This is a genomic window from Sphingobacterium sp. UBA7625 (assembly GCF_002484085.1).
Lineage (GTDB): Bacteria > Bacteroidota > Bacteroidia > Sphingobacteriales > Sphingobacteriaceae > Sphingobacterium > Sphingobacterium athyrii.
In genome coordinates, this window is record NZ_DLJD01000063.1 from 60,176 (window position 1) to 84,950 (window position 24,775).

Genomic DNA, 24,775 nt, shown 5'->3' on the forward strand with positions numbered 1-24,775 from the left:
TGTAATGGATAAGCTGGGTTTGGCATCTCAGATCCAAGCTACACTGGAAACAATCTATGATCCCGAATTAAAACCGGCAAATATCGTCGATCTGGGTCTCGTCTACGAAATTATTACTAAAGAGGATGGCATTGCAAAAATTGTCATGACACTCACTGCTCCCGGCTGTCCGGTGGCAGGTGAAATCATGAATGAAGTGCAGGAGAAAGTTGCTGGAATAGCGGGGATCAAAGAAGCCTTGGTGGAATTGACTTTTGATCCGCCCTGGACCAAAGATATGATGTCTGAAGAAGCAAAGCTTGAACTTGGGTTCCTGTAGAAATCGTTTGAGAAATATTTAATGCCTCCTAATAGTCTTTCGGAGGCATTTTTATTGTGATGTTATTTTAAATATGTCGTAACTGCTAATGATCAGTGCAAAAAAGTAACATTAGCATTAACCGGTACTATTATTTTCCAGGTCGCTCAGTTTCTTCAGCGGTTTGGCTGTATTGGCATCACTTCCAAAGAGCAATTTCCATAGCTTGCGGGATTCCTTGGTCAAAAGCGGCGATACAATGGAGAGGATCAATACATACACCACGACGAATGACTGAATTACAGGAAGCAAAGCACCTGCTTTACCGATATTGGCCATGATAATCGAAAACTCTCCCCGTGCCGACAGCGTAAAACCAATATCAAAAGAAGTTTTCGGTTTCATTCCCGAGAATTTGGCTGCAAAATAACCTGAAGCAAGATTACCCATGACGGTCACCACAGCGGCTATAGAAGCCCACAACACGGCTCCCCCCAGCGACATCATATCTATGGATAGTCCGAAGCTAAAGAAAAACATTGCCCCAAAAAAGTCCTTATAAGGCAGTACCATCGCTTCAATTTTCTTAATATACTGCGAATCTGCCAGCACCAATCCTGCCATCAAAGCACCGATCGCCTCAGCAACATGAATGGTCTCCGAAAATCCTGCAACGATAAATAGCAGTGCAAAGATGACCAATATAAATAGTTCGGAAGTTTTGTCTTTTAATAAACGGTCTATGGCCGGCACCAATTTACGGCCCAAAACCAAAAAGGCTAAGATAAAGCCCAATGCCAGCAAGGAGGTCCCTGCTACGGTCCAAAACGAACTGCTACCTGTTAATATCAGTCCCGAAAGAAAGGAAATGTGCATGGCAATAAACAGGTCGTCAAACATGATCATTCCCATAATAACCTCTGTCTCTGGATTTGCCGTTCGTTTAAGGTCAGTGAGCACCTTAGCAACGATCGCAGTCGAAGAGCTGGTCATGATACCACACAGCACCATCATCTCCTTAAAAGGCATATCCATCAGCCATCCGATCAATAGTCCCGAGGTAAAATTGAGCAGTACATAGATTGTTCCTCCTGTTACGATAGCCTTACCGGATTTAATCAGTCGATTAACTGAAAACTCTAGTCCCAGATAGAATAAGAGGAACAACACCCCTAGCCGGCCCATAAAATCTATAAAGGGTTTGCTTTCGGTAAATGTGAGGTCTACCATCCCTATCTGCGGTGCATGTTGTCCCAAAACCATCCCTATAATAATGAAAAAAGGAATAACGGAAAACTTAAGCTTGTTGGCAATCAATCCAACAATGGCTACAAGTCCGACAGCGATTCCAATTTCCAATATTAGGGTATGTGATAGCATAGATTACAGTAAAATTTCCTTTAAAAGTTTGATGTTGTTTTTCTTTCCGGCGATGACCAAAGTCGTTCCCGGAGTGATCAGATAAGATGGTCCCGGGTTGATGACCGTTTCATCATCTCTGATCCCGGCAATAATGGACGCTCCTGTACGTTGCCGTACCTCCAATTCTCCGATCGTTTTCCCTGCTCCTTCCCATTTGCCTTCAAGCTTATACCATTCGATACGCAAGTCATCCAAAGCCACTTCAATTGTTTCCAATGCCTTGGGCTTATAGGATAGACCGCCTATAATACCTGCTATCTGACGAGACTCATCATCATTAAGTGTCATCACACACCGTGATTCATGCTCTTCATCATCATAACGATACAGTTCCCGCCGACCATCATCGTGAATCACAACAACCATATTGTCTCCCGCATCAGTTTCAATTTGAAATTTCTTTCCAATTCCAATCAGATCGGATTCTCTTACAATAGACATAATCTTCTATTTAAATAAATACCCATAATAACAGCAAAGCGCCGTTTTATCAAAAACAAATTTAACCAAAAATTCAATCTTAAACGAATCCTCTCCGCGCGACAGCAGGGGACATGAACAAGCAGATTACCCCAAAATACTAAAAAAAGATCAGAAAAACGAGTTTTAGGCCGCTTAATTCATTTAAAACATCAGTCAGCGACCCCATTTGTTGGTGAAAACGTTATTACAAAATTGAATTTCTATAACGTTTTCGTAGTTGGTGCAATCGTTTGTTCAGCTCAGCAAAGAAATGACTCCATCGAATTTCTTTATACTTGCCGCCATTAAAACTAGCGAATCTAAATTACACACTATGGTCAAAAAGAGTCATTTCATTCTACTGACGCCCTTAACAATTCTTTCAGTAGCAGCACCTTGTTATGTTGCAGCGCTCCCTAATAATGCGAAGACAGCCATTGTCCAAGTCGTCCAACAACAATCCGTTTCTGGAAAGGTGGTGGATGAAACCGGAAAGCCTGTCAGCGGGGTTACCGTACAACAAAAGGGAACAACAGTAGCAACCACCACTGGTCAAGATGGGGTATTTACGCTGACAGTCACATCAAAAAATGCCACATTAGTCTTTAATTCAATCGGATTTATTGCACGGGAGTTACCTGTATCCCAAACAACTCAAGTTACACTGACAAAATCCGAGGACATGTTGGACGAGGTTGTCGTTGTTGGTTACGGTAAACAGAAAAAAAGTGACCTGACAGGAAGTGTCGCTACAGTGGAGGCCAAATCCCTCGAGCGGATCAATTCGCCAAACATCGTGGACAAACTGCAGGGCAAGATTTCCGGTCTAGCAATCAATTCTGGAAATGCTAAACCCGGGGAAACCGCTGCGATCAATATACGTGGCGAAAACTCCATATCTGCTTCCAATAATCCCTTGATCATCTTAGATGGAATCCCTTTCAGCGGCTCATTGGGTGATATTTCCTCCAATACCATTGCGAGTATTTCTGTATTAAAAGACGCCTCTTCCACGGCCATTTATGGATCACGTGCAGCAAACGGGGTCATTTTGATCACCTCCAAAAAAGGTGCCGCTGGAAAAGCGCGCATCAATTACAATGGTTATTTTGGGCTACAGAGTGTAGAACGTCGTCTGAAATTGATGAATGGCCCACAATACATTCAATTTATGCGCGACTATCAAGTATCAAAAGACGCTAAGGGAGACCAACTCAATCCTGAAAATTACCTTTTTGCGAATGTCCTGGAACAGTACAAGAAAGGCGAAGAAGTCAATTGGCAAAATGAAGCCTTTAACAATGCGGCTCCCATTCACGAACATCAGCTCAGTTTTTCGGGCGGAACTGACAAATCTGATTACTATGCATCAGTAAGTTACCTCAATCAGGATGGTGTAGTTAAAAATACACCTTACGAACGCTACAATGTCAACTTAAATCTCAATCAAAGCCTAAATTCGTGGCTAAAACTAGGGATGACCATGCAAGCATCACAAGGCAATCGTGATGGTGTACAACCCAACTTAGAAAGCGTAGTAAAACTAGCTCCCTATAGCAAAAACCGGGATGATAATGGTAATGTCGTTACCTATCCAATGTATGGTCAAACATTATGGGGTCACCCTTTCGCCGATGAAAATGGTCAATGGGACAATACACGACGGACTGTATATGCAAACTCCTGGTTAGATGTCAAACTTCCAATTGAAGGGTTAAGCTTCAAGTCAACATTCGGCACGAACTACAGAAATATCAATGAAAACTCCTATTATGGATCAAATACGTTGACAGGACGCGGTGTAAATGGTCGGGGAGAGATTTATAATGAACATTTTTGGGATTGGACCTGGGAGAATTTACTGACTTATGACCGGACTTTTGGCGATCATAAAATTAATGTAGTTGGGCTTTATTCCTCACAAAAAACCAACTTCAAAACGTCTAAAATGACCGGCGATGATTTCGTTTCCGATGCCGGGTACAACAATATGGCTTCAGCTTCCAAAAATCTGAAATTGGAATCCAAGCTTGAGAATACAGCGATGATCTCTTATATGGGACGGATCAACTACTCCTTCAAAGATCGTTATCTATTGACATTAACCGGTCGTTCGGACGGTTATAGCGCTTTTTCTGTTGATAACAGGTATGCCTTCTTTCCTTCGATTGCCGGAGCATGGGTAATCTCCAAAGAAGGGAACGTCCAAGATTACTTTGATCAGTTAAAACTACGGGTTTCTTATGGTAAAAACGGGAACCAAGCCGTATCTCCTTATCAAACCTATGACCGGTTGACCAATGTGGATTATATCTATGGGCTAGACCCCGTAAAAGGACTGGTGATGAATTTCAATGGTCATGGAAGCAATTTAACCTGGGAAACCACCTCATCCTTAAATGCAGGTTTGGATTTCGGCATTCTTAAAAATCGTCTCTCGGGAACAATTGACTACTATACTTCCAAAACAACAGATCTTTTGCTAAGTGAACAAGTCCCGGTGATGAATGGATATAATACAGTATTGAATAATATTGGCGAAACCTCCAACAAAGGGATCGAAGTCACCCTGAATGCTGTCCCGTTAAGAAATGACAATTTCCAATGGAATACAACAATAAATTTTGCATACAATAATAATAAAATAACCAAATTGCGGGCAGATGGGAAAAATGATTTGACCAATGCCTGGCTTATTGGCAAACCCATTCGGGTTTTCTACGACTATAAAGTGATCGGCGTATGGCAGGAAGGTGAAGAAATCCCCAAAGATTACACTGTTAAGCCGAAAGCGGGTGATGCTAAATTAGCGGATTTAAATAATGATGGTAAAATTGACGCTAACGACCGTACAGTCATAGGCAACAAAATTTCACCTTACACCCTCGGTATTGGGAATGATTTTACCTACAAAAACTTTTCCCTCTCTATTTTTATGAACGGGGCTTTTGGCGGCACAAAAGTGGATGACTTTAAAAATATCGAGCGTTTTTTACCAAATAACGGAGCCAATTATCTCGCAGATATGCCTTATTGGACTCCAGAAAACCCAAACACGGACATCCCATCTCCAGGATACACACCAGTTGGCGGCCATACTTACTATATTAATTCTTCCTATTGGCGGATCCGTGATCTGAGTCTGGGCTATACCTTTGAAGGCGATTTTCTAGAACGATTGAATCTTTCGTCCGTCAGGGCATTTATCAATGCACGCAATATCTATACGTTCTCCAAAATAAAGGGGTACAATGTAGAAGCATTAAGTGTCAGTTCGACGACAGGAAACCCCACATCAACAAATATTGCCTACCCTTATCCGGTAGCAAGAACATTCTCATTAGGGCTAAATGTTCAATTCTAAACAGTTAAATATCATGAAAAAAAGAAACACAACTTTATATACACTTTTAGCTGGCCTTAGCCTATTCTTTACTGGCTGTAGCAAAAATTTCCTAAATGAAGATACCAGCGGCTTTCAATCGCCTGACAATACCTACATTAATACCAAAGGTTTTGAAACGGGCCTGAACGGTCTATACTCGTATGCTCGGATGGAATTTCTGACCTGGAACGGCAGTATATTTTCACAGGGAGCAACACCGCAGGAAGCTTTACAAGTTGGCACAGACATTGTCGCGATCAAAACCACAGGACAAGATGGGTCTTTAGCGCCATTTAGTAACTATAAACTGGATGCAGCTTCATCCTATGTGCGCAATTACTGGAAGTATGCCTATGGTTTTATCGGAAATACCAATATTATCCTGGAAGCATTAACAAAAAACACAATCCAATGGACAGATAAAGAGAATGATCCAAAACGTGTGGAAGCTACAGCCCGTTTCTTCCGTGCATATAGCTATCGTTATTTGATCAACCTCTACGGAGATGTGCCCTGGGTAGACAAGGTTTCGGTAACACCGCGCCGCGATTTTACCCGTACACCTAAAGCTGAAATCTTGGCGCATATGATTGATGACCTTAAATATGCTGGAGACAACCTTCCGGACAACCCAGGTACTGTACAAGAAGGGAAATTGACAAAATGGGCCGCATTGCATTATCTTGCTGAGGCTTATATTGAAGCTGGTCAACCAGATTTGGCTGCGGAAGCAGCTAACAAAGTGATTCAGAGTGGTTATTTTAAATTAAACGATCAACGCTTTGGAGCCGAGAAAGACAAACCCGGCGACTATTTCCACGACATGTTTATCGAAAACAATCAGAATCGTTCGTCAGGCAATCAAGAGACTATCTGGGCCATTCAATTGGAATACAATACGCAGGGAGGTGGTGACAATTATACAGATTGGAGCAAACGCGCATGGGTTCCTTTTTATTCCCAACAAAAAGGTTTTGTCCTTGCCGACTCACTCGGAGGAAGGGGCCTCGGTCACGTGCGTCCGTACCAGTGGTGGCTGGATAGCTATGAAAAACAAGACATCAGAAATTCCCCTTACAATATCAAACGGGATTGGTATTATAATGATCCTTCTGTTCCGGAACTCTATGGTAAGAAAGTTGTATTGACCGATGCAATCATTGCTTCTGGCAATGTATTTCCTACAATCACGAAGTTTTTTTATGGAAAAACAGCGGCAAACCCTGCATTTGAAGGCAATATGAAAGATCGTGTCAAAATACGGTTGGCCGAGACCTATCTTTTATTGGCGGAAGCATATATGCGCGCCAATAAACCTGAACTGGCGAAGGATGCCATCAATGCGGTGCGCGCCCGGGCCAAAGCCTCTCCAGTCAATGCTTCGGCAATCAACGTAGATTTTATATTGGATGAACGTGCGAGAGAGCTTATGGGCGAAGAAATGCGCAGGATGACATTAGCACGCTTTGGTGCCGACGTTTTCCTACGCCGTGTACAGGCGCTTAATCCCCAGTCAAAAGGCCTCATTATGGACAAACATGTGCTATGGCCTATTCCACAGGAAGTCATCGACAGCAATACTGAGGTTGCTTTTCCGCAGAATGCTGGATATTAAACCTGACGTCAAAAAAGCCTCGTGGAATTCAAATTCCACGAGGCTTTTGATTGACATATCATTTTTTTTCTACCCCGCTTCAATAAGCTTATAACTTCCATCCGGACGCAGCTGGCTACGGCCCATGGTTATATTTTTTGAGTGATAGAACAGAAAAATCCAGCCTTCTGGAGCCCCCTCTGTCCAATACCGCTGTCGGAGCTCTTTCGAGCGTCGTCCGTCAAAATCATATTTAGCCACGTAATTATGAAAAATTTCCTCGGGTTCAGGCAACACATCGCCTCCGAAAAAATAGTGCTCTCCCCCTGTACGGATGTGAAATGCCTGGTGATTTGGTGTATGTCCGCCATTATGCACATAGCTGATTTCAGTATTTATCGCTCCTTCCCCCTCCACCAACACAAGGTTTCCGCTCCGTTGGACGACATCAAAAATCTCTGTACGGTAGGAACTGGAGATACCAGAATAGGCGTCCTCCCATTCGCCCCTTTGCACAATATATTCAGCCTCCGGAAATGCAATACGGGGCGAGCCTTCTTCCATTTTTACCATACCACCGGCATGATCCTTATGCAGATGTGACATCAATACATATTTTACATCATCGGGCTCATAACCTAATTTGCGAATATTATTGTACAGCTTCAGCACACCCTGGTCATCCGTATGCCCCAGACCGGTATCACAGATCACAATACCTGATTCTGTTTTGATCAAAAAAGGATGAACATGGATAAACATGGATCCGGGACGATCTTTCGGATCATCTACAGCCGGATCAAAGGGAACGAATTTTCTACTTTTATCAACGGAAAAAGAACCTTCATATAGAGAATAAGCCTGCACCATATTTAAAACATTGGGAATATGCACGTTAAGCAACAGATGGTCAATACCAGGTTTAGGAATTAGGTAAGTCCAGCCTTAAAACGTATATTTACACTTAAAATATTGTGCAAAGATATGCAAAAAAGGTGGGTACTAAAATCTAAAACTGATGTCAAAATAACCAACAAACTGCGCGAGGAATTAAATATCAACGCTGTATTAACAGAGTTGCTCGTCAGCAGGGGAATTGGAAGTTTTGATGAAGCAAAACAGTTTTTTAGACCACAATTGTCCGATTTGCACGATCCATTTTTGATGAAAGATATGGAAAAAGCCATATCCCGAATCATCCAGGCCATTGGCAACAAAGAAAAAATTCTAATCTATGGTGACTACGATGTCGATGGCACAACAGCCGTTGCCGTAGTCTACAGCTTTTTCAGAGAATTTCATAGTCAGCTTGAGTTTTATATTCCCGACCGTTATGCGGAGGGATACGGTATATCTACACAAGGTATTGACTATGCTGCTGCAAATGGATTTACTTTAATTATCGCATTGGATTGCGGCATAAAGGCCATCGATAAGATTGAGTATGCCAACAGCAAAGGGATAGACTTTATCATCGGCGACCACCATCTGCCGGGAGAAGAACTTCCAAAGGCTTTTGCCGTGTTAGATCCAAAACGTGCCGATTGTGATTATCCGTATAAAGAACTTTCGGGTTGTGGCATCGGATTCAAGATCATTCAGGCTTTCATCCTGACCAATGGCATGGATATCAATGCCTGTTATCAGTTTTTGGATCTGGTCGCGGTCAGTATCGCTTCTGACATTGTTCCGATCACCGGAGAGAACAGAATCTTAAGCCATTTTGGATTAATCAAGCTCAATACCAACCCTTGCGTTGGACTAAAAGCCCTGATTGACCTTTCCAATAATAGAACAAAGACCTTCACGGTCAATGATATTGTCTTCCAGATCGGCCCACGCATCAATGCCGCCGGAAGGATAGACCATGCCAAGGATGCTGTTAAATTATTAATTTCAAAATCCTTACAGGAGGCTAAAGATTTCAGTTCGAGTATCGATGACCAAAATAATGTCCGCAAGGATTTTGACCTGAAGATAACCGAGGAGGCGCTGGCGCTGATTGAGGAGAACGTCGTGCTCAAAAGCCGAAAATCTACTGTACTGTACAAAGCAGACTGGCATAAAGGTGTAATTGGGATCGTTGCCTCACGATTGACGGAGAAATATTACCGCCCGACCATTATATTGACGGAAACAAATGGTCATATCGCGGGATCCTGCAGGTCTGTGATCGGATTTGATTTATATGAGGCCCTAAACGAATGTGCCGACCTGCTCGAACAGTTCGGGGGACATAAATACGCCGCTGGACTAACCATGTCTCTTGATAATGTAAGTCTGTTTCAAGATCGCTTTGAAGAGGTTGTCGCCCGAAGAATCAGTCCAGAGATGCTGACACAGGAAATTCTGATCGACGCCAAACTTCACCTAAAGGATATCGACGCAAAGTTTTTCCGCATACTCCAGCAGTTTGAGCCATTTGGCCCACAGAATGAAGCACCGATTTTCCTGAGCAAAAAGGTAAGTGCGGTAGGTTCGGCTTTCCCCGTTGGTACAAATCATTTAAAAATGACCGTGGTTCAGGAAGACTCTGCCTCTTTTGACTGCATCGGTTTCGGATTGGCCGAACATATCAGTCTTATCAATTCAGGCCAGAGTTTCGATATCTGTTATAGTATCGAGGAAAACGTGTGGCGCAACAAGAGAAACTTACAGCTTAACATCAAGGGAATTCGATACTAGTTTTTTTATTTGAATAAGGTGTACTTAGCTTCTTAAGCATAAAGCACCAAAGTGGTCTAAATACTAAGATCTAAATACTTAATACTAAGAAGATATTAAATATATTTACCATAGATTTGCATCAAAATGCTCCAACAGCGATTTCCGCATCAAATTCAGTCTGATCTGTTTTTTGAGGAAACACATAGAGCAGCAATTTATAGTGACAAGATAAAGCAAGAAGATGATTTTAAAGGCAGAACATCTCATAAAAAAATATAAACAACGCACGGTTGTCAACAACGTGTCCTTTCATGTAGAGCAAGGAGAAATCGTAGGATTATTGGGACCAAATGGTGCCGGTAAAACGACCTCTTTCTATATGATTGTGGGTCTGATCAAACCCAATGAAGGAAAAGTATTCTTGGATGATCAAGAAATCACACAAGACGCCATGTACCAACGTGCACAACGCGGAATAGGTTATTTGGCTCAGGAAGCTTCTGTTTTCCGCAAGTTATCCGTGGAGAATAATATTCTTGCAGTACTGGAGATCCATTATCCCAACAAAGAAGAACGTATGGCCAAGCTGGAGGAATTGTTATCCGAATTTAGTCTCCACCGCGTTCGTAAAAACAGAGGTGATCTTTTGTCGGGGGGCGAACGCCGCCGTACGGAAATCGCTAGGGCATTAGCGGCAAATCCAGCATTTATCCTTTTGGATGAACCATTTGCAGGGGTTGACCCTATTGCCGTAGAGGAAATACAAACGATCGTTGCCAAACTCAAAACGCGCAATATTGGTATCCTAATTACCGATCACAACGTACAGGAAACTTTATCCATCACGGATAGAGCTTATCTTTTGACCGAAGGAAAAATCATGCTGACCGGCACACCTGAAGAGATTGCCGATAATGAGCTCGCGCGAAAATTCTACCTTGGTCGTCATTTTGAATTGAGAAGGAAAAAATTTTAAAGCAAAAAGAATACCCCTATGGCCTTATTAAACTCCATTTTTACTTGGTTCATGAAAAAAAGGATTCACCAGATCGAACTTTTTATGAAATATCCACACGATGTCCAAGAAGAATGGTTCCAGAGTTTAATTTCTACCGCAGAGGCAACAGAATGGGGAAAGAAATACGATTACACAAGTATACTCACACCTGAAATATTTAAAGAACGTGTCCCTATACAGGACTACGATGATATCAAAGGTTATGTAGACCGCATGATCAAAGGTGAGCAGAATATTCTGTGGCCTTCGGACATCAAATGGTTTGCAAAATCTTCGGGAACAACCTCTGACCGTAGCAAATTTATCCCCGTCAGTGAAGAGGCTCTCGAAGAATGTCATTTTCAGGGCGGTAAGGACATGTTGACCATCTACTGCCACAATAGACCCGAAAACCGTGTTTTCACGGGAAAATCGGTTGTCATCGGTGGCTCTTCCCAGATCAATAACTTCAGTCCCGACTCTTATTATGGGGATTTATCCTCGATCCTGATCCGTAATCTCCCTTTTTGGGCAGAATTCAAGCGGACCCCGAATATGGAGGTGACCTTAAATCCCAATTTTGAAGAGAAAATTGAACAGATAGCCCAAATAACCATTAAGGAAAATGTAACCAGTCTAGCAGGTGTACCAACCTGGAATATTGTGATGGCCAAGCGTATTTTGGAAATCACGGGCAAGGATAATTTATTGGAGGTATGGCCAAATCTGGAATTTTATGGTCACGGTGGCGTGAGTTTCAAGCCTTACCGCGAGCAATTTCACAAGCTGATACCTTCAGACAAAATGTATTATCTGGAAAACTACAATGCCTCAGAGGGATATTTTGGTTTACAGGACAGATCGGATTCCGAAGATCTGCTGCTGATGCTGGACTATGGGATCTATTATGAATTCCTTCCGGTGGAAAGAATGCATGATGAAAATCCAACAACGCTACGCTTGGATCAAGTGGAAATCGGCAAGAACTATGCGCTGATCATATCCACCAACGCTGGACTATGGCGTTATAAGATAGGTGATACGATCAAGTTTACATCGCTCTCACCTTACCGTTTTCAGATATCAGGCCGCACAAAACAATACATTAATACATTTGGTGAAGAAGTAATCGTGGACAATGCCGAACAAGCATTGGCAGAAGCGAGCAAATTGACAGATGCCCGAATTAAAGATTATACCGCGGGCCCGGTATATTTTCGGGAAGCAGAAGCTGGAGCACACGAATGGGTTATCGAATTCGAACAGCAGCCTAATGATTTTAACCGTTTTTGTGAAATATTGGATGCAAAGTTGCGGGAAATCAATTCGGATTACGATGCAAAACGCTTTAAGAATATGGCACTCCAATCGCCCATTGTCCATAACGCACCGTCAGACACTTTTTATAAATGGATGAAGTCTAGGGGTAAATTAGGTGGACAGAATAAAGTTCCAAGGCTGAGCAATAATAGAGAGTATCTCGATCCGCTTCTAAAGATTTTACAAGATTGACCGGAGGTCTGTCCTAGTGGAGATTAGCCAAAATTTTCCAATACATTTTTGGCTAATCTCTTTGTTTTAGGGTTTAATTGCGGTTTTATACAAAAACACAAAAAAACCAAGGATAAAATTCACAGAAATACCTTTCTTTTGAATTTCAACATCACGCTGTAACAATTCGCGAGTTTCACCCGATGTTACTTCATTGCTTTTGTTAAGACTGTGAGTCAATTCCATACTAAGTTTATTTTATGATAAGTGATTTTATAGCGTAAAGCGAACCAAATGCCCATCCATGGCCGCATTCTTTATTGCCAAACTTTATGCCATAAATGCAAGCTGATTGTTAATTAATATAAAATTAATACATTTAATTAATAATGGACTGATTCTAAAAATTTCTAAGTCAAATCTTTCATTTTTATATAAAAAGTGTAGTCATTTGGAGAATGACTGTCCGAAATAAAAGGCATTTTGCCAAACGGGAAATTATCCGGACAAAGTGCGGTTTATATTTCAATTTTTCCTAACTTAGCCTAAGTAATATAAAAAATAAGATGAACGCGACAGAGAACTATTCAATTCGCGTAGAGCCAACTCAAAATTCAAGACTCTCGCAAGTAGATTTCGACAATCTAAAATTCGGAAAGATATTATCCGACCACATGCTGGTCGCAGACTATGATGATGGTGAATGGAAAGATGTCAGCATCGTCCCTTATGGAGATATCAGTATCAGTCCTTCGATGTCTGCTTTACATTATGGTCAAGCGATATTTGAAGGTATTAAAGCTTATAAATTTGCAGATGGTACGGTGAGTATCTTTCGTCCGGATAGAAACTGGGAAAGATTCAACAAATCAGCAGCCCGTCTTCAGATGCCTGAAGTCCCTGAGGAAATCTTCATGGATGGACTAAGCAAGCTATTGGATATTGACCGGAATTGGGTTCCTGCTAAAGAAGGTTCTTCTTTATATATCCGCCCATTTATGTTCGGTACGGAAGCCGCTTTGGGTGTACATCCATCCAAATCGTACAAATTTATCATTATTACGGGACCGGTAGGTGCTTACTATAGTAAACCCATTAGCTTAAAAGTTGAAACTTACTATACGCGTGCAGCCGAAGGCGGTGTTGGATTCTCGAAAAATGCCGGTAATTATGCATTGTCGCTTTACCCAACCCAATTGGCTAATGATGAAGGCTACGATCAAATTATGTGGACTGACGCAGCTGAACACAAATATATTGAAGAAGCCGGTACTGCAAACCTTATTTTCCGTATTGGCGATACCATTATCACACCACATGGTGATACCATCTTACATGGTGTAACCCGTCGTACGATTATGGAGTTAGCGGATAAATGGGGATATAAAACCGAACAGCGAAAAGTATCCGTTCAGGAGCTTATCGATGGCATCAAATCGGGAACAGTAACCGAGGCATTTGCCGCTGGAACAGCAGCAACGATAACACATATCAGCCGTATCGGTTTTGAAGGACAAGACTACAACTTGCCTCCGGTGGAAGGCCGCGAGTTCTCCAATAAAGTCTTAAATTACCTGAATGAATTGCGCTACGGTAAATTAGCTGATTCATTTGGCTGGAACTATTTGGTGAAATAAAGGAATAATCCATACTAAAAAAGGGCAGTTGGTGATCACCAACTGCCCTTTTTTATGCAAATAGGTTTGATTAATTCTCCTTGTTGCCGCTATGAAGTTTAACCTGTATAAAATCAATGATGTCCCCCGTCTCAGTAGGCTGGAACCAAACAGTATCGCCATATTTTTTAAACCAGGTAATCTGACGCTTTGCATAACGTCTTGAATTCTGTTTGATTTTGTCCACAGCATCTCCCAAGGAGATATTTCCGTCGAGATAGTCAAACAATTCGGCGTACCCTACTGTCAGCAAAGCTGGTTTGATTTTAAAAGGAATCAACGATTTTACCTCCTCCAGCAAACCAGTTTCCATCATACGATCTACCCGAAGATTGATCCGTGCATACAATTGGGAACGCTCCATATTTAACCCTATCGTCAAAATATCAAATGGTCTTTTATCGACATCTTTCTTATGGTAAAAGGACATCGGTTTGCCTGTTGCCTCAAATACTTCCAGGGCGCGAACGACACGCTGTGGATTGTCCACATCGGCGACTTGATAATAAGCAGGATCAATTGCATTTAACCGTTCCTTCATCTTTTCAATACCCAATTGCGCCATTTCGTTGTTGAGTCTTTCACGCACCTCCTCCCCGGCTTTGGGAAGGTCATCCAATCCTTCACAGAGTGCACGAACAAATAGTCCGGATCCGCCCACCATAATAACGACATCATGCTGCCTGAAAAGTTCATTCAGCCTGAGCAATGCTTCCCGCTCAAAATCGCCCGCAGAATAATCTTGACTAATGGAATGCGAATTTATAAAGTGGTGTGGAGCAGCGGCCAATTCTTTTGCATCCGGCTTTGCCGTACCGATGCTCATCTCCCGATAGAATTGGCGGGAATCGGCAGAAATGATTTCAGTCTTAAAGTATTGGGCCAATGAAATAGCCATTGCAGTTTTTCCAACAGCAGTCGGACCTACAATGGCTATCAGTGTTTTTTTATTTGCCATAATATGTGCTTCAAATGCTCAAATAAGCATCCAAAGGCATTTTCTATTAATATTCGTCTTCGTAGCCAGTAGATTCTTCACGTTCCTCCTCACCTTCTCCCTCTTCATCTTCATCCTCGCTGTCAAAGCCATCCAATTCATCTTCGTCATCCACACCGTATTGTGTTTCATCTTCCTCCACATACTCATCTTCCTCAACAGCATCGGCTACAGGGAAATTAGCGGCAGTCATGGTTTTAGGTACCTGACCGACTGACTTGAACAAAGCCGGATACTCTTTACCTGCTTCCTCCTTCAAAATTTTGATCAGTTCCACCTGAAAATCATAAGGACGGTCAAAGTTATAGATGTAATAAAATTTTTGGTGTGGATCATCAATAAACTTGCTCAGGCGAATATTCTCCATCAACAAAACTTCCGTATCTTTCTTACGCTGCGTGGGTTTAAAAGCAATTTCTGTTCCTTTTTTCCACTGATCATTGCTCACGTAGAAAGAGGAAGAAGCATCTGGCGCGTAGCCTGTCGTTTTATGGATTTCCTCATGCATGTCTAAAAATGTACTTTTGGAAGGCATATCAATTTCGCGATATACATCTTCATAATCTTCAAAAGTAACTCTAAATCTATAAATTGCCATCTTTTATGTATTCTTCTTTTTAGCAGTTTAAAATTAATACTATATTTTAAGAATTGGAAATTTCCAATGGGATTTCTTGCTTGACCTCCAAGCCCATGTCTCCAGCTTTACGAACTAAATAGTGATAGGCTTCGATCCGGGAATTGGGGATATCACCTTCCAAAATAGCTTCACGGATCAGATTTTTCAACTGTCCGACAACTCGTCCGGGTGTCAATCCAAAAAGTGTCATAATATCTTCGCCACTGATGGGTGGCTGCCAATTTCTAATCTTGTCACGTTCTTCAACGTCCTTCAGCTTTTGCTTGACAAGTTCAAAATTCTGACGGTACTTTTTCTTTTTAAACTCGTTCTTCGTTGTCACGTCCGCATGACACAACATCATCAGGGCATCGATGTCATCATCGGCCTCAAATAGTAAACGTCGAACGGCAGAGTCGGTGACAATATCCTGTGCCAGCACTATCGGACGAAGATGCAATTGTACAAGTTTCTGTACAAATTTCATCTTTTCATTCAATGGTAACTTCAGTTCGGCAAAAAGCTTCGGCACCATCCGTGCGCCACGGTCTTCATGTCCATGAAAAGTCCAGCCCAATTTCTTATCGAAACGTTTTGTCGCCGGCTTGGCAATATCATGCATAATGGCAGCCCAACGTAACCAGAGGTCATCTGACAGTTCACATACATTATCCAAAACCTCCAATGTATGGTAAAAATTATCCTTATGTCCTTTTCCGTCAATAATGTCAACACCATGCAGGTTGTACATGGCGGGGAAAATTAATTCCAACAGGCCGGTATCAAAAAGATATTTAAATCCCACCGAAGGCTTAGCTGAAAGAATAATCTTATTGATTTCGTCGATAATCCGTTCTTTCGAAATGATCCTGATACGTTCCTTCGTCTCCGTTATCGCTTTAATAGCCTCAATATCGATCTTAAAATTTAGTTGCGTTGCGAAACGGATCGCACGCATCATACGTAATGGATCATCCGAGAATGTTTCAATTGGATCGAGGGGTGTCCGGATAACACGGTGTTCGAGATCCTGTACACCGTTAAATGGATCCACCAGGGTTCCATAATCGGCCTTATTCAGTGAAAATGCCATAGCATTGATGGTAAAATCACGACGATTCTGATCATCGCTCAAGGTCCCATCCTCTACGATCGGTTTTCTGGAGTTTGCACGGTAGGATTCCTTCCTTGCCCCCACAAATTCCACGTTAAGTCCCTCAAAAACCAACATCGCGGTTCCAAAATTCTTATAGACCGCAACTTTAGCATGAAGTTTCTCACCGAGTAAAGTTGCAAATTCAATACCACTTCCCACCACAACAATATCCACATCATTTTTGAATGGGCGCTGCATAATATAGTCGCGCACATAACCTCCGATGACATAACATGTTGTGTTTGTCTGCTCGGCGAGCTCCCTGATGATAGAAAATATTGGATGTTGTAAATTATCGCACATAGTTAGAACAGTGGGTTTAAAAAACCAAACAGTTTGCAAAAGTAATACTTTTTTTTAGTATTAGGTATTGAGCTATTAGAATTGAGATTTTGATCATTATAGCCCCCTTAATGACAATATGATTCTCGTCATCTACTTAACTTGACACATATACCGCTATAGATCAAAAAAAATCAGCAACTATTACAGGCCTAATCCCGGTCTTTGGACAATTTGCGGAAGGCCAATGGATTCTTCAATAATTCAGCTTGTTCCCGGCGACGTTTCACAATATGGACCGCAGTAAAAATTGCCTCGACAAATGAGCTCGGTGAAGCCAGGTTTTTCCCTGCGATATCGTAGCCTGTACCATGATCCGGCGAAGTACGCACAATGGGTAATCCAGCAGTATAATTTACACCGCCCCCCTTGGCGATATGTTTGAAAGGAATCAGCCCCTGATCGTGGTACATGGCCAGTACAGCATCAAATTTCTCATAAGCGCCCTTTGCAAAGAAACCATCTGCAGGATAAGGACCAAAACAGAAAATCCCCTGTTCATTTGCTTTTTCAACCGTTGGTCGAATAATCTGGTCGTCTTCCGTCCCGATAATCCCGTGATCGCCAGCATGGGGGTTGAGTCCCAAAACGGCTATTTTGGGTTTCTCAACCCAGAAATCCTTTTTTAAAGATTCGTTCATCAGAACGAGCTTTTTCAAAATTGCCTCTTCCGTAATATTCGCAGCCACATCGTGTAATGGGATATGACCTGTCACCACACCAATGCGCAGCTCATCACAGACCATAAACATCAGTACATCGTCAGCTTCAACTTTCGCCTGCAAATATTCGGTATGTCCCGGAAATTGAAATCCTTCCTGTTGAATATTATGTTTGTTGATCGGTGCGGTCACCAATGCATCAATTTTACCAGCTTTCAAATCATCTATCGCTCGCTCGAGTGACAAAAAAGCATATTTGCCGCCGATTTCATTTTCCTCACCCAAGGAGATCTTAACATCTTCCTGCCAGCAATTGATCATATTCGCCCGTTTGGAATGGGCCTGTTCAGCATCATTGATTACGTTAAAACTAAAATCGTTTACTCCTATCGCTTTTCGGTGAAAAGAGGCCACTTTTGTATTTCCATAAACAATCGGCGTAAAAAAATCGCACATACGTTGATCTACCAATGACTTAATAATTACTTCAAGTCCAATGCCGTTAATATCCCCTACGGTAATTCCGATTTTTAGTTTATCACTCATCCTTTTTTAAATGCTTTGACTCAAAAATAGGGATTTTTTTTTAGTATTGAGTAGTTAGATATGCGTATTAAGATTTTGAGCGAACAAGCCTCTGGCCTAAAAACTTTCTGTCCTTTTGAATTTTTACTTTTGACTTTTTACTTTATAAAGCTTTTAAATTTCTAATTTTGCATCATGAGTACAGTTAGAGCAAAAAAACATTTAGGACAGCATTTCTTAAACGATAAGAATGCCGCACAACGTATTGTAGAAGCATTGGATCCTAAATTGGGTTTTAGCCAAGTACTCGAAGTCGGTCCGGGAATGGGTGTCCTTTCGGATTTTCTATTACAGAAAGAAGAATATGAGACCTATCTGATCGATGTTGATGATGAATCGATCGCCTATCTGGATGACAAATATCCGCAATTGGGCAAAAGATTGATCCATGGCGATTTTCTAAACCTTGACTTTTCACAATATTTCGGTGAAAAAATGGCTGTCATCGGCAATTTTCCCTATAATATTTCCTCACAGATCCTCTTCAAAATTTTGGACGAGCGTCAACGTGTTGTTCAGATGACAGGCATGTTTCAAAAAGAGGTCGCTGAGCGCTGTACAGCGAAAGCGGGCAGTAAAGAATATGGTATCCTGAGCGTGTTCTTACAGGCATACTACAAAGTAGAATATCTCTTCACCGTAAAGGCAGGCGCATTTAATCCACCACCAAAAGTATTGTCAGGTGTCATTCGCATGACGCGAAATGACCGTGAACAATTAGCCTGCGACGAGAAGCTGTTTTGGCGGGTCGTTAAAGCGGGATTCAATCAACGTCGCAAAACCCTGCGCAATTCCCTTTCAGGCGTTGTCCCAAAAGATAAAATGTCGGACAATCCGCTGTATGAGCTGCGGGCGGAACGATTGACCGTAGATGACTTCGTCAGCTTGACAAACGAGATTGCAAACTGCCTTTAATATGAAGCCGGCAGATAACACTTTTATCATTATCGGTGGCGGAATCGCTGGATTATGCACAGCAATAGGCCTCCAGCAACTGGGTATTGAAGCCCATGTTTATGAAAGTGTATCCGAACTTAAAGGTATAGGAGCAGGATTTGGCCTTGCTGCCAATGCCATGCAGGCATTAGATCACCTGGGCCTAAAAGAAGAAATCAGCCAAATCGGACATTATCTTGAATCCTACAATGTCCTGGATCAAAAAGGGAATATTTTGGTCGAACCGGATACCAGATCAATCAGCAAAAAATACAAACAGGACAATTTCGCCATACATCGGGCGGACCTACATCGATTTCTTCTGTCAAAGATTCCTGACAGTCAAGTTCATCTTGGCAAGCGTGCGCTGTCTTTTGATCGACTAGGTGAACAGGTCCATGTTCATTTTACCGATGGTACCCAAGTAGTAGGTAACGCAATATTAGTTGCCGATGGCGTACATTCACTTTTACGTCAGCAACTGATCCCCACATCCACCCCCCGTTATTCAGGCTACACCTGCTGGCGCGCAACAATAGATAACAGTAGCATCCAGCTCAAAAAAAGCACCGAAACATGGGGTGCAAAGGGTAGATTTGGCATGACACCGCTTGTAGGCGACCGCATTTATTGGTACGCTTGTATCAACAGCCAACAACAAAATCCTGCTTTAAAGAATTGGACCCCGTCGGATCTGCTAAATAATTTCAAGGATTACCATGACCCGATCCCAACTATTCTATCAGAGACGCAGGCAACCGAACTGATCTGGAATGATATTATAGATATTGCTCCCTTACAACAGCTTGCTTTTGACAATATTCTTTTACTGGGAGATGCCGGTCATGCCACAACGCCGAATTTAGGACAAGGTGCCTGTCAAGCCATAGAAGATGTTGCCGTGCTATTGGATGAACTGAAAACAGCTGCCACCATCCAGCAGGCCTTCGCCCGATTTGAAGCGAGACGGTTGGACCGTGTTAATTATATCAGCAATACCTCTTGGCAGATCGGGAAGATCGCTCAATGGGAAAACCCATTTTTGATCGGTATGCGCAATTTCATCATGAAGATCATGCCGAATAGACTCAAGCAACAACAGTTAAACAAGTTACTGTCAGTAGACTTTATGCAAATCAACCGTAATCATGAAAGTTAATATTTTGATTGTCGACGACATCCACGAAATTATGTTGGAGAAATTTGAACAGGCAGGGATTCCCTATGACTACCAACCTGACATTGACCGCCAAGAAGCTGAAAAAATCATTGCGAACTATTCAGGTATGGTCATCCGCTCTAAATTTCAGGTCGACAAAGCTTTCTTTGACCTGGCTCCTAACTTGCGTTTCATTGCCCGGGCAGGAGCCGGAATGGATAATATCGATGATGAAATTGCCACACAGCGACAGATTACATTAATTCCCGCCAACGAAGGTAACCGGGATGCGGTGGGCGAACACATGATCGGCATGTTGTTAAGCCTGATGAACAACCTCAACCGCAGCGATCAACAAGTCCGGGCCGGCCAATGGTTGCGTGAGGCCAACCGTGGATACGAACTTAAAGGGCGTACCGTTGGTTTGGTCGGTTATGGACACAATGGTATGGCGATGGCTAAGAAGCTCTCTGGCTTTGAGGTGAACGTACTTGCTTACGATAAATATCGGACCGACTATACGGACCAGTACGCAGAAGAAGCTACTATGGAAGATATCTATTCGCAAGCGGATGTTATTAGCTTCCATATCCCCCTGACGGCCGAAACAAAAGGAATGATTGACAGTGTTTATCTCTCCAAATTTAAGAAATCAATCTTCTTCCTGCTTGGTGCCCGAGGTGGCATTGTACAAGTACCCGCTGTATTAGCCGGTCTTGATAGCGGCAATATTCTCGGTGCAGCCTTTGATGTACTTCCCATCGAAAAATTCCCCAAACTTGCTGAACAGACCTGGTACCAGGAACTCATTCGCCGAGAAAATGTCATACTATCCCCACACGTAGCGGGCTGGACATTTGAAAGCTATTATAAGTTATCAGCAGTAGCCGCAGATAAGATTATTGCATTTTTAAAGCTTCAGGAAACGCATTAAAAAAGTTTAATCCATTATCGGGTTATGAAAGTTGTTCGACTACCTACCAAATGCTAAACAACGCCACGATCAAAAATTGGAGTACAAGGCTCCCATCCAATAAATAGGCATAATGGTAGTGATCTTTCGTTTTGAAGACGGCTAGCTTTAGGAGTGCATATATCAGTATATTAGTTAAGATCAGCCCCAACTTGATCCATAACAGATAGGGTGCAACAAGGATTAAAAAGCTATGTAATATCAATAAAGTATAGGTAAGTCTTTTCGCTTTCTGCTCCCCCAACATATTGGGCAGCGTACGCAGATGATAGTAAGAATCCTGCTGAATGTCACGGATATCAAAAGGTAGTGTACAAATAATCAAGAATATAAATTTCAACACGCAGAGCGCAACGAGCACCCAATGGTCTATCCTGTCACCGATATTGAGCAGTTCAACATAGGGAAGTACCACACTACTACAGACCCAAACCAGGGCAATATGGAAGATCTTAGCCCCGGGTATCTGTCTCAGCCCTACTTTTCGGTCATGGAACGTAAACAACGGCATTCCGTACAATAAGCTCAAGATTCCGATAAAGCCCAAAAACAGAAATGAATAGCGGTGAATATGGAACAAACAGTAACCAAGAACAGCCAATGCGATGACATTATTTAGCCACATCACCCATTCATGGTTAAATATCCAACGTGTACGTGGGAATTTGGACTCTTTTGGATTCTTAGGCTTAGACCACCATAGGCTAAAATTATAGAGTAATAATGTTGCTGTCCCCTCGACCAAAACAATAGACCAATTGATTGGTCGTTCAAATATGATATAGGTCAGTGCGCATTGCGCCATGGCGGCCAATGCAATTAAAATATTCGTATAAATGCTGATATAGAATATCTTTCTTAGAAACAACATGCTTGTTTAATCTTGCTGCAATATAACAATCTTGATAGAGAAAAGTAGTTTAACATTATATTAAACATCAAATTGTTGATAAAATGGGCAAAAACCGCTAAATTGTACACCGAAATTGAACGATCAAAAACGATTTCGCAACGATAACAATATAAATTAAAATAATTCATAATAATCCTAATAACGATGAGCCTACAAATAAAATCATTTGAAGAATATCAAAGTGAATATAAGCGAAGTGTAGAACAACCAGAGGAGTTTTGGGCGAGCATAGCGGATCATTTTTTCTGGAAGAGAAAATGGAACAAGGTGCTGAACTGGAACTTTGAGGAACCTAATATCAAATGGTTTGAAGGTGCAAAATTAAATATTACAGAAAACTGCCTGGACCGTCATATTTATGCGAATGGCGATAAACCAGCGATTATTTGGGAACCAAATGACCCGAATGAAGCACACCGCATCCTTTCCTATAAACAATTGTTACAGAAGGTCGAGCAATTTGCCAATGTATTAAAGAACAACAACATCAAAAAGGGCGACCGGGTCTGTATTTACTTGCCGATGGTTCCGGAATTGGTGATTGCTGTATTGGCCTGTGCACGTATCGGTGCTATCCATTCAGTTGTCTTTGGCGGTTTCTCCGCGCGTTCGATTGCGGATCGTATCGTGGATGCGGAATGCAAATTGATCGTGACTTCGGATGGCAGTTACCGTGGTAATAAAACCATTGGTCTTAAAAATATTGTTGATGATGCGTTAATGCAATGTGATACTGTAGAGAAAGTCATTGTATTAACACGTACACGTACGCCAGTATCTATGATCAAAGGACGTGATGTATGGTGGGAAGACGAGATCAAGAAAGTAGAGACCCAAGGAAATCCGGCCTGCCCTGCAGAAGAAATGGATGCCGAGGACACTTTATTTATCCTTTATACTTCAGGATCCACAGGTAAACCAAAAGGTGTCGTACATACCTGCGGTGGCTATATGGTCTACACGGGATACACCTTTATGAATACTTTCCAATATCAGCCCAACGATGTATTTTTCTGTACAGCTGACATCGGATGGATCACCGGCCATAGTTATATTGTCTATGGACCGTTGTCGCAAGGTGCTACTTCATTAATGTTTGAAGGTATCCCAACATTTCCGGACGCCAGTCGTTACTGGGATATCGTTGATAAATTTAAAGTCAATATCATTTATACCTCTCCTACAGCATTGCGTTCGTTAATGGCTTTTGGCGATGAATTTGTCGATAAAAATGATCTTTCATCCCTACGCGTGCTTGGATCAGTGGGTGAACCTATCAACGAAGAAGCCTGGAACTGGTTTAACGAGAAGGTGGGTAAGAAGAACTGCCCTGTCGTGGATACCTATTGGCAAACGGAGAATGGAGGTCACCTGATAACCTCATTGGCTGGTGTGACACCAGAAAAAGCAAGTTACGCGATGTTCCCAATGCCGGGTATACAACCCGCGTTGATGGACGAGAATGGAAAAGAAATCGAAGGCAATGATGTCACGGGAAATCTATGTATCAAATTCCCTTGGCCGGGTATGTTACGGACGACTTGGGGAGATCATGATCGTTGTAGACAAACATACTTCTCCACTTATAAAGACATGTACTTTACAGGCGATGGTTGTTACCGTAGCCCAGAAGGATATTACAAAATCACGGGCCGTGTAGACGATGTATTGAATGTATCCGGTCACCGCATCGGTACCGCGGAGGTAGAGAATGCAATCAATATGCATGCGGATGTAGTGGAGTCAGCTATTGTCGGTTATCCACATCCAGTCAAAGGTCAGGGCATCTACGCTTATGTTATCGCCAATCACCATACAGATGCAGAAGCGACCAGAAAAGACATTATGGAGACTGTTTCACGCATTATTGGCCCTATTGCCAAGCCAGATATTATCCAGTTTGTCAATGACCTTCCAAAGACACGTTCAGGAAAAATTATGCGCCGTATTCTACGCAAGATTGCCGAAGGCGATATCAGCAATCTAGGTGACACATCGACATTACAGGATCCAACTGTGGTCGAAGGAATCATACAAGGTGCCGAAGGCCTAAAAAAATAATTGGCAACAATCTTTAACAAAGAAAGCCTCCCATGTGGAGGCTTTCTTATCTTATTTACCATTATTCTATCTCGAAAGGTTTAGGCGTATTGGAATTGTATATTTCACGTTGACCTTCTCACCGCGTTAAGAATCTTTTATCCAAAGATCTAATCACCAGTAAATCTCTGAAAGCCATGCAAATTAGTTGCGTATCCTCCAATCATAATGTATGCTACATTTGAAATTTCTAGATTTTTCCAAAACTCTAAGATCTCGTTATCAAAAATATCCATATTTTATCTATGGTTATAAGGTTTATGAGTAATTTTTGCTTTCTTGAGTGTTTGTTGAATCTTGTAAAGACGTGTAGTCATTTCAAATCGTTCTTTATATGTGCG

At 42.0% G+C, this 24,775-nt stretch carries 20 protein-coding genes; 11 read left to right on the forward strand and 9 right to left on the reverse strand.

Features of this window, described 5'->3' with window-relative positions:
- Nucleotides 1–4 precede the first annotated feature (4 nt).
- Nucleotides 5–319 carry an iron-sulfur cluster assembly protein gene (locus tag B4G94_RS27095; protein WP_376786651.1) on the forward strand — a complete coding sequence of 105 codons (315 nt, stop codon included), beginning with the start codon at nucleotides 5–7 and terminating at the stop codon, nucleotides 317–319.
- Between the two features lie 117 nt (nucleotides 320–436).
- On the opposite strand, the gene B4G94_RS27100 is transcribed toward B4G94_RS27095, so the two are convergent.
- Nucleotides 437–1,678 carry a cation:proton antiporter gene (locus B4G94_RS27100; RefSeq protein ID WP_286863193.1) on the reverse strand — a complete coding sequence of 414 codons (1,242 nt, stop codon included), beginning with the start codon at nucleotides 1,676–1,678 and terminating at the stop codon, nucleotides 437–439.
- Nucleotides 1,679–1,681: 3 nt separating this feature from the next.
- Nucleotides 1,682–2,161: a cation:proton antiporter regulatory subunit gene (locus tag B4G94_RS27105; RefSeq protein WP_077438826.1), complete on the reverse strand. Its 480-nt coding sequence runs from the start codon at nucleotides 2,159–2,161 to the stop codon at nucleotides 1,682–1,684.
- Nucleotides 2,162–2,516: 355 nt separating this feature from the next.
- Between B4G94_RS27105 and B4G94_RS27110 the strand changes: the two genes are divergently transcribed.
- Complete coding sequence (locus tag B4G94_RS27110) at nucleotides 2,517–5,546, forward strand: SusC/RagA family TonB-linked outer membrane protein (RefSeq protein ID WP_286863195.1); 3,030 nt, start codon at nucleotides 2,517–2,519, stop codon at nucleotides 5,544–5,546.
- A gap of 13 nt (nucleotides 5,547–5,559) precedes the next feature.
- Complete coding sequence (locus B4G94_RS27115) at nucleotides 5,560–7,182, forward strand: RagB/SusD family nutrient uptake outer membrane protein (protein WP_286863197.1); 1,623 nt, start codon at nucleotides 5,560–5,562, stop codon at nucleotides 7,180–7,182.
- Nucleotides 7,183–7,251: 69 nt separating this feature from the next.
- On the opposite strand, the gene B4G94_RS27120 is transcribed toward B4G94_RS27115, so the two are convergent.
- Nucleotides 7,252–8,031: an MBL fold metallo-hydrolase gene (locus tag B4G94_RS27120; protein ID WP_286863199.1), complete on the reverse strand. Its 780-nt coding sequence runs from the start codon at nucleotides 8,029–8,031 to the stop codon at nucleotides 7,252–7,254.
- A gap of 114 nt (nucleotides 8,032–8,145) precedes the next feature.
- Between B4G94_RS27120 and recJ the strand changes: the two genes are divergently transcribed.
- From recJ to B4G94_RS27135, 3 genes are all read left to right on the forward strand, one after another.
- Nucleotides 8,146–9,846 carry a single-stranded-DNA-specific exonuclease RecJ gene (gene recJ / locus B4G94_RS27125; protein ID WP_286863202.1) on the forward strand — a complete coding sequence of 567 codons (1,701 nt, stop codon included), beginning with the start codon at nucleotides 8,146–8,148 and terminating at the stop codon, nucleotides 9,844–9,846.
- A gap of 223 nt (nucleotides 9,847–10,069) precedes the next feature.
- Nucleotides 10,070–10,804 carry an LPS export ABC transporter ATP-binding protein gene (lptB, locus tag B4G94_RS27130; protein ID WP_108635009.1) on the forward strand — a complete coding sequence of 245 codons (735 nt, stop codon included), beginning with the start codon at nucleotides 10,070–10,072 and terminating at the stop codon, nucleotides 10,802–10,804.
- Between the two features lie 18 nt (nucleotides 10,805–10,822).
- Nucleotides 10,823–12,337 (forward strand): GH3 auxin-responsive promoter family protein, encoded by a 1,515-nt coding sequence (locus B4G94_RS27135; protein WP_108635008.1) that lies wholly within the window; start codon nucleotides 10,823–10,825, stop codon nucleotides 12,335–12,337.
- A gap of 66 nt (nucleotides 12,338–12,403) precedes the next feature.
- Here the strand turns inward: B4G94_RS27135 and B4G94_RS27140 are convergent, their stop codons facing one another.
- On the reverse strand, nucleotides 12,404–12,562 hold the full coding sequence (locus B4G94_RS27140; RefSeq protein ID WP_165309150.1) for a hypothetical protein: 159 nt from the start codon (nucleotides 12,560–12,562) through the stop codon (nucleotides 12,404–12,406).
- Between the two features lie 320 nt (nucleotides 12,563–12,882).
- Between B4G94_RS27140 and B4G94_RS27145 the strand changes: the two genes are divergently transcribed.
- The gene (locus B4G94_RS27145; RefSeq protein WP_108635007.1) at nucleotides 12,883–13,953 is read left to right on the forward strand and encodes a branched-chain amino acid aminotransferase; all 1,071 of its coding nucleotides are present in this window, start codon (nucleotides 12,883–12,885) and stop codon (nucleotides 13,951–13,953) included.
- A gap of 70 nt (nucleotides 13,954–14,023) precedes the next feature.
- On the opposite strand, the gene miaA is transcribed toward B4G94_RS27145, so the two are convergent.
- From miaA to pdxA, 4 genes are all read right to left on the reverse strand, one after another.
- A complete protein-coding gene (miaA, locus tag B4G94_RS27150) occupies nucleotides 14,024–14,950 on the reverse strand; it encodes a tRNA (adenosine(37)-N6)-dimethylallyltransferase MiaA (RefSeq protein ID WP_286863204.1) in 927 nt (308 codons plus the stop codon).
- Nucleotides 14,951–14,996: 46 nt separating this feature from the next.
- On the reverse strand, nucleotides 14,997–15,587 hold the full coding sequence (locus B4G94_RS27155) for an IS1096 element passenger TnpR family protein (RefSeq protein ID WP_108635005.1): 591 nt from the start codon (nucleotides 15,585–15,587) through the stop codon (nucleotides 14,997–14,999).
- A 46-nt stretch (nucleotides 15,588–15,633) separates the two neighbouring features.
- Nucleotides 15,634–17,067, reverse strand: coding sequence for a CCA tRNA nucleotidyltransferase (locus tag B4G94_RS27160; protein ID WP_286863206.1), 1,434 nt, complete (start codon nucleotides 17,065–17,067; stop codon nucleotides 15,634–15,636).
- Between the two features lie 191 nt (nucleotides 17,068–17,258).
- Entirely contained in the window at nucleotides 17,259–18,314 is a 1,056-nt protein-coding gene (gene pdxA / locus B4G94_RS27165; RefSeq protein ID WP_286863208.1) for a 4-hydroxythreonine-4-phosphate dehydrogenase PdxA, read from the reverse strand.
- Nucleotides 18,315–18,488: 174 nt separating this feature from the next.
- Here pdxA and rsmA point away from each other — a divergent pair, with 174 nt between their 5' ends.
- From rsmA to B4G94_RS27180, 3 genes are read left to right on the forward strand one after another with little or no spacing between them, the layout of a single operon-like run.
- Nucleotides 18,489–19,268, forward strand: coding sequence for a 16S rRNA (adenine(1518)-N(6)/adenine(1519)-N(6))-dimethyltransferase RsmA (rsmA, locus tag B4G94_RS27170; protein ID WP_104383896.1), 780 nt, complete (start codon nucleotides 18,489–18,491; stop codon nucleotides 19,266–19,268).
- A 1-nt stretch (nucleotide 19,269) separates the two neighbouring features.
- Entirely contained in the window at nucleotides 19,270–20,448 is a 1,179-nt protein-coding gene (locus B4G94_RS27175) for an FAD-dependent monooxygenase (RefSeq protein WP_286863211.1), read from the forward strand.
- Complete coding sequence (locus B4G94_RS27180; RefSeq protein WP_286863227.1) at nucleotides 20,438–21,382, forward strand: NAD(P)-dependent oxidoreductase; 945 nt, start codon at nucleotides 20,438–20,440, stop codon at nucleotides 21,380–21,382. Before B4G94_RS27175 ends, B4G94_RS27180 begins: the two co-directional genes overlap by 11 nt.
- A 43-nt stretch (nucleotides 21,383–21,425) precedes the next feature.
- Here B4G94_RS27180 and B4G94_RS27185 read toward each other — a convergent pair whose 3' ends face one another.
- Nucleotides 21,426–22,292 (reverse strand): hypothetical protein, encoded by an 867-nt coding sequence (locus B4G94_RS27185; protein ID WP_165309155.1) that lies wholly within the window; start codon nucleotides 22,290–22,292, stop codon nucleotides 21,426–21,428.
- Between the two features lie 186 nt (nucleotides 22,293–22,478).
- On the opposite strand from B4G94_RS27185, the gene acs reads away from it, so the two are divergent.
- Complete coding sequence (gene acs / locus B4G94_RS27190) at nucleotides 22,479–24,395, forward strand: acetate--CoA ligase (protein ID WP_108634999.1); 1,917 nt, start codon at nucleotides 22,479–22,481, stop codon at nucleotides 24,393–24,395.
- The last annotated feature ends 380 nt before the right edge of the window (nucleotides 24,396–24,775 follow it).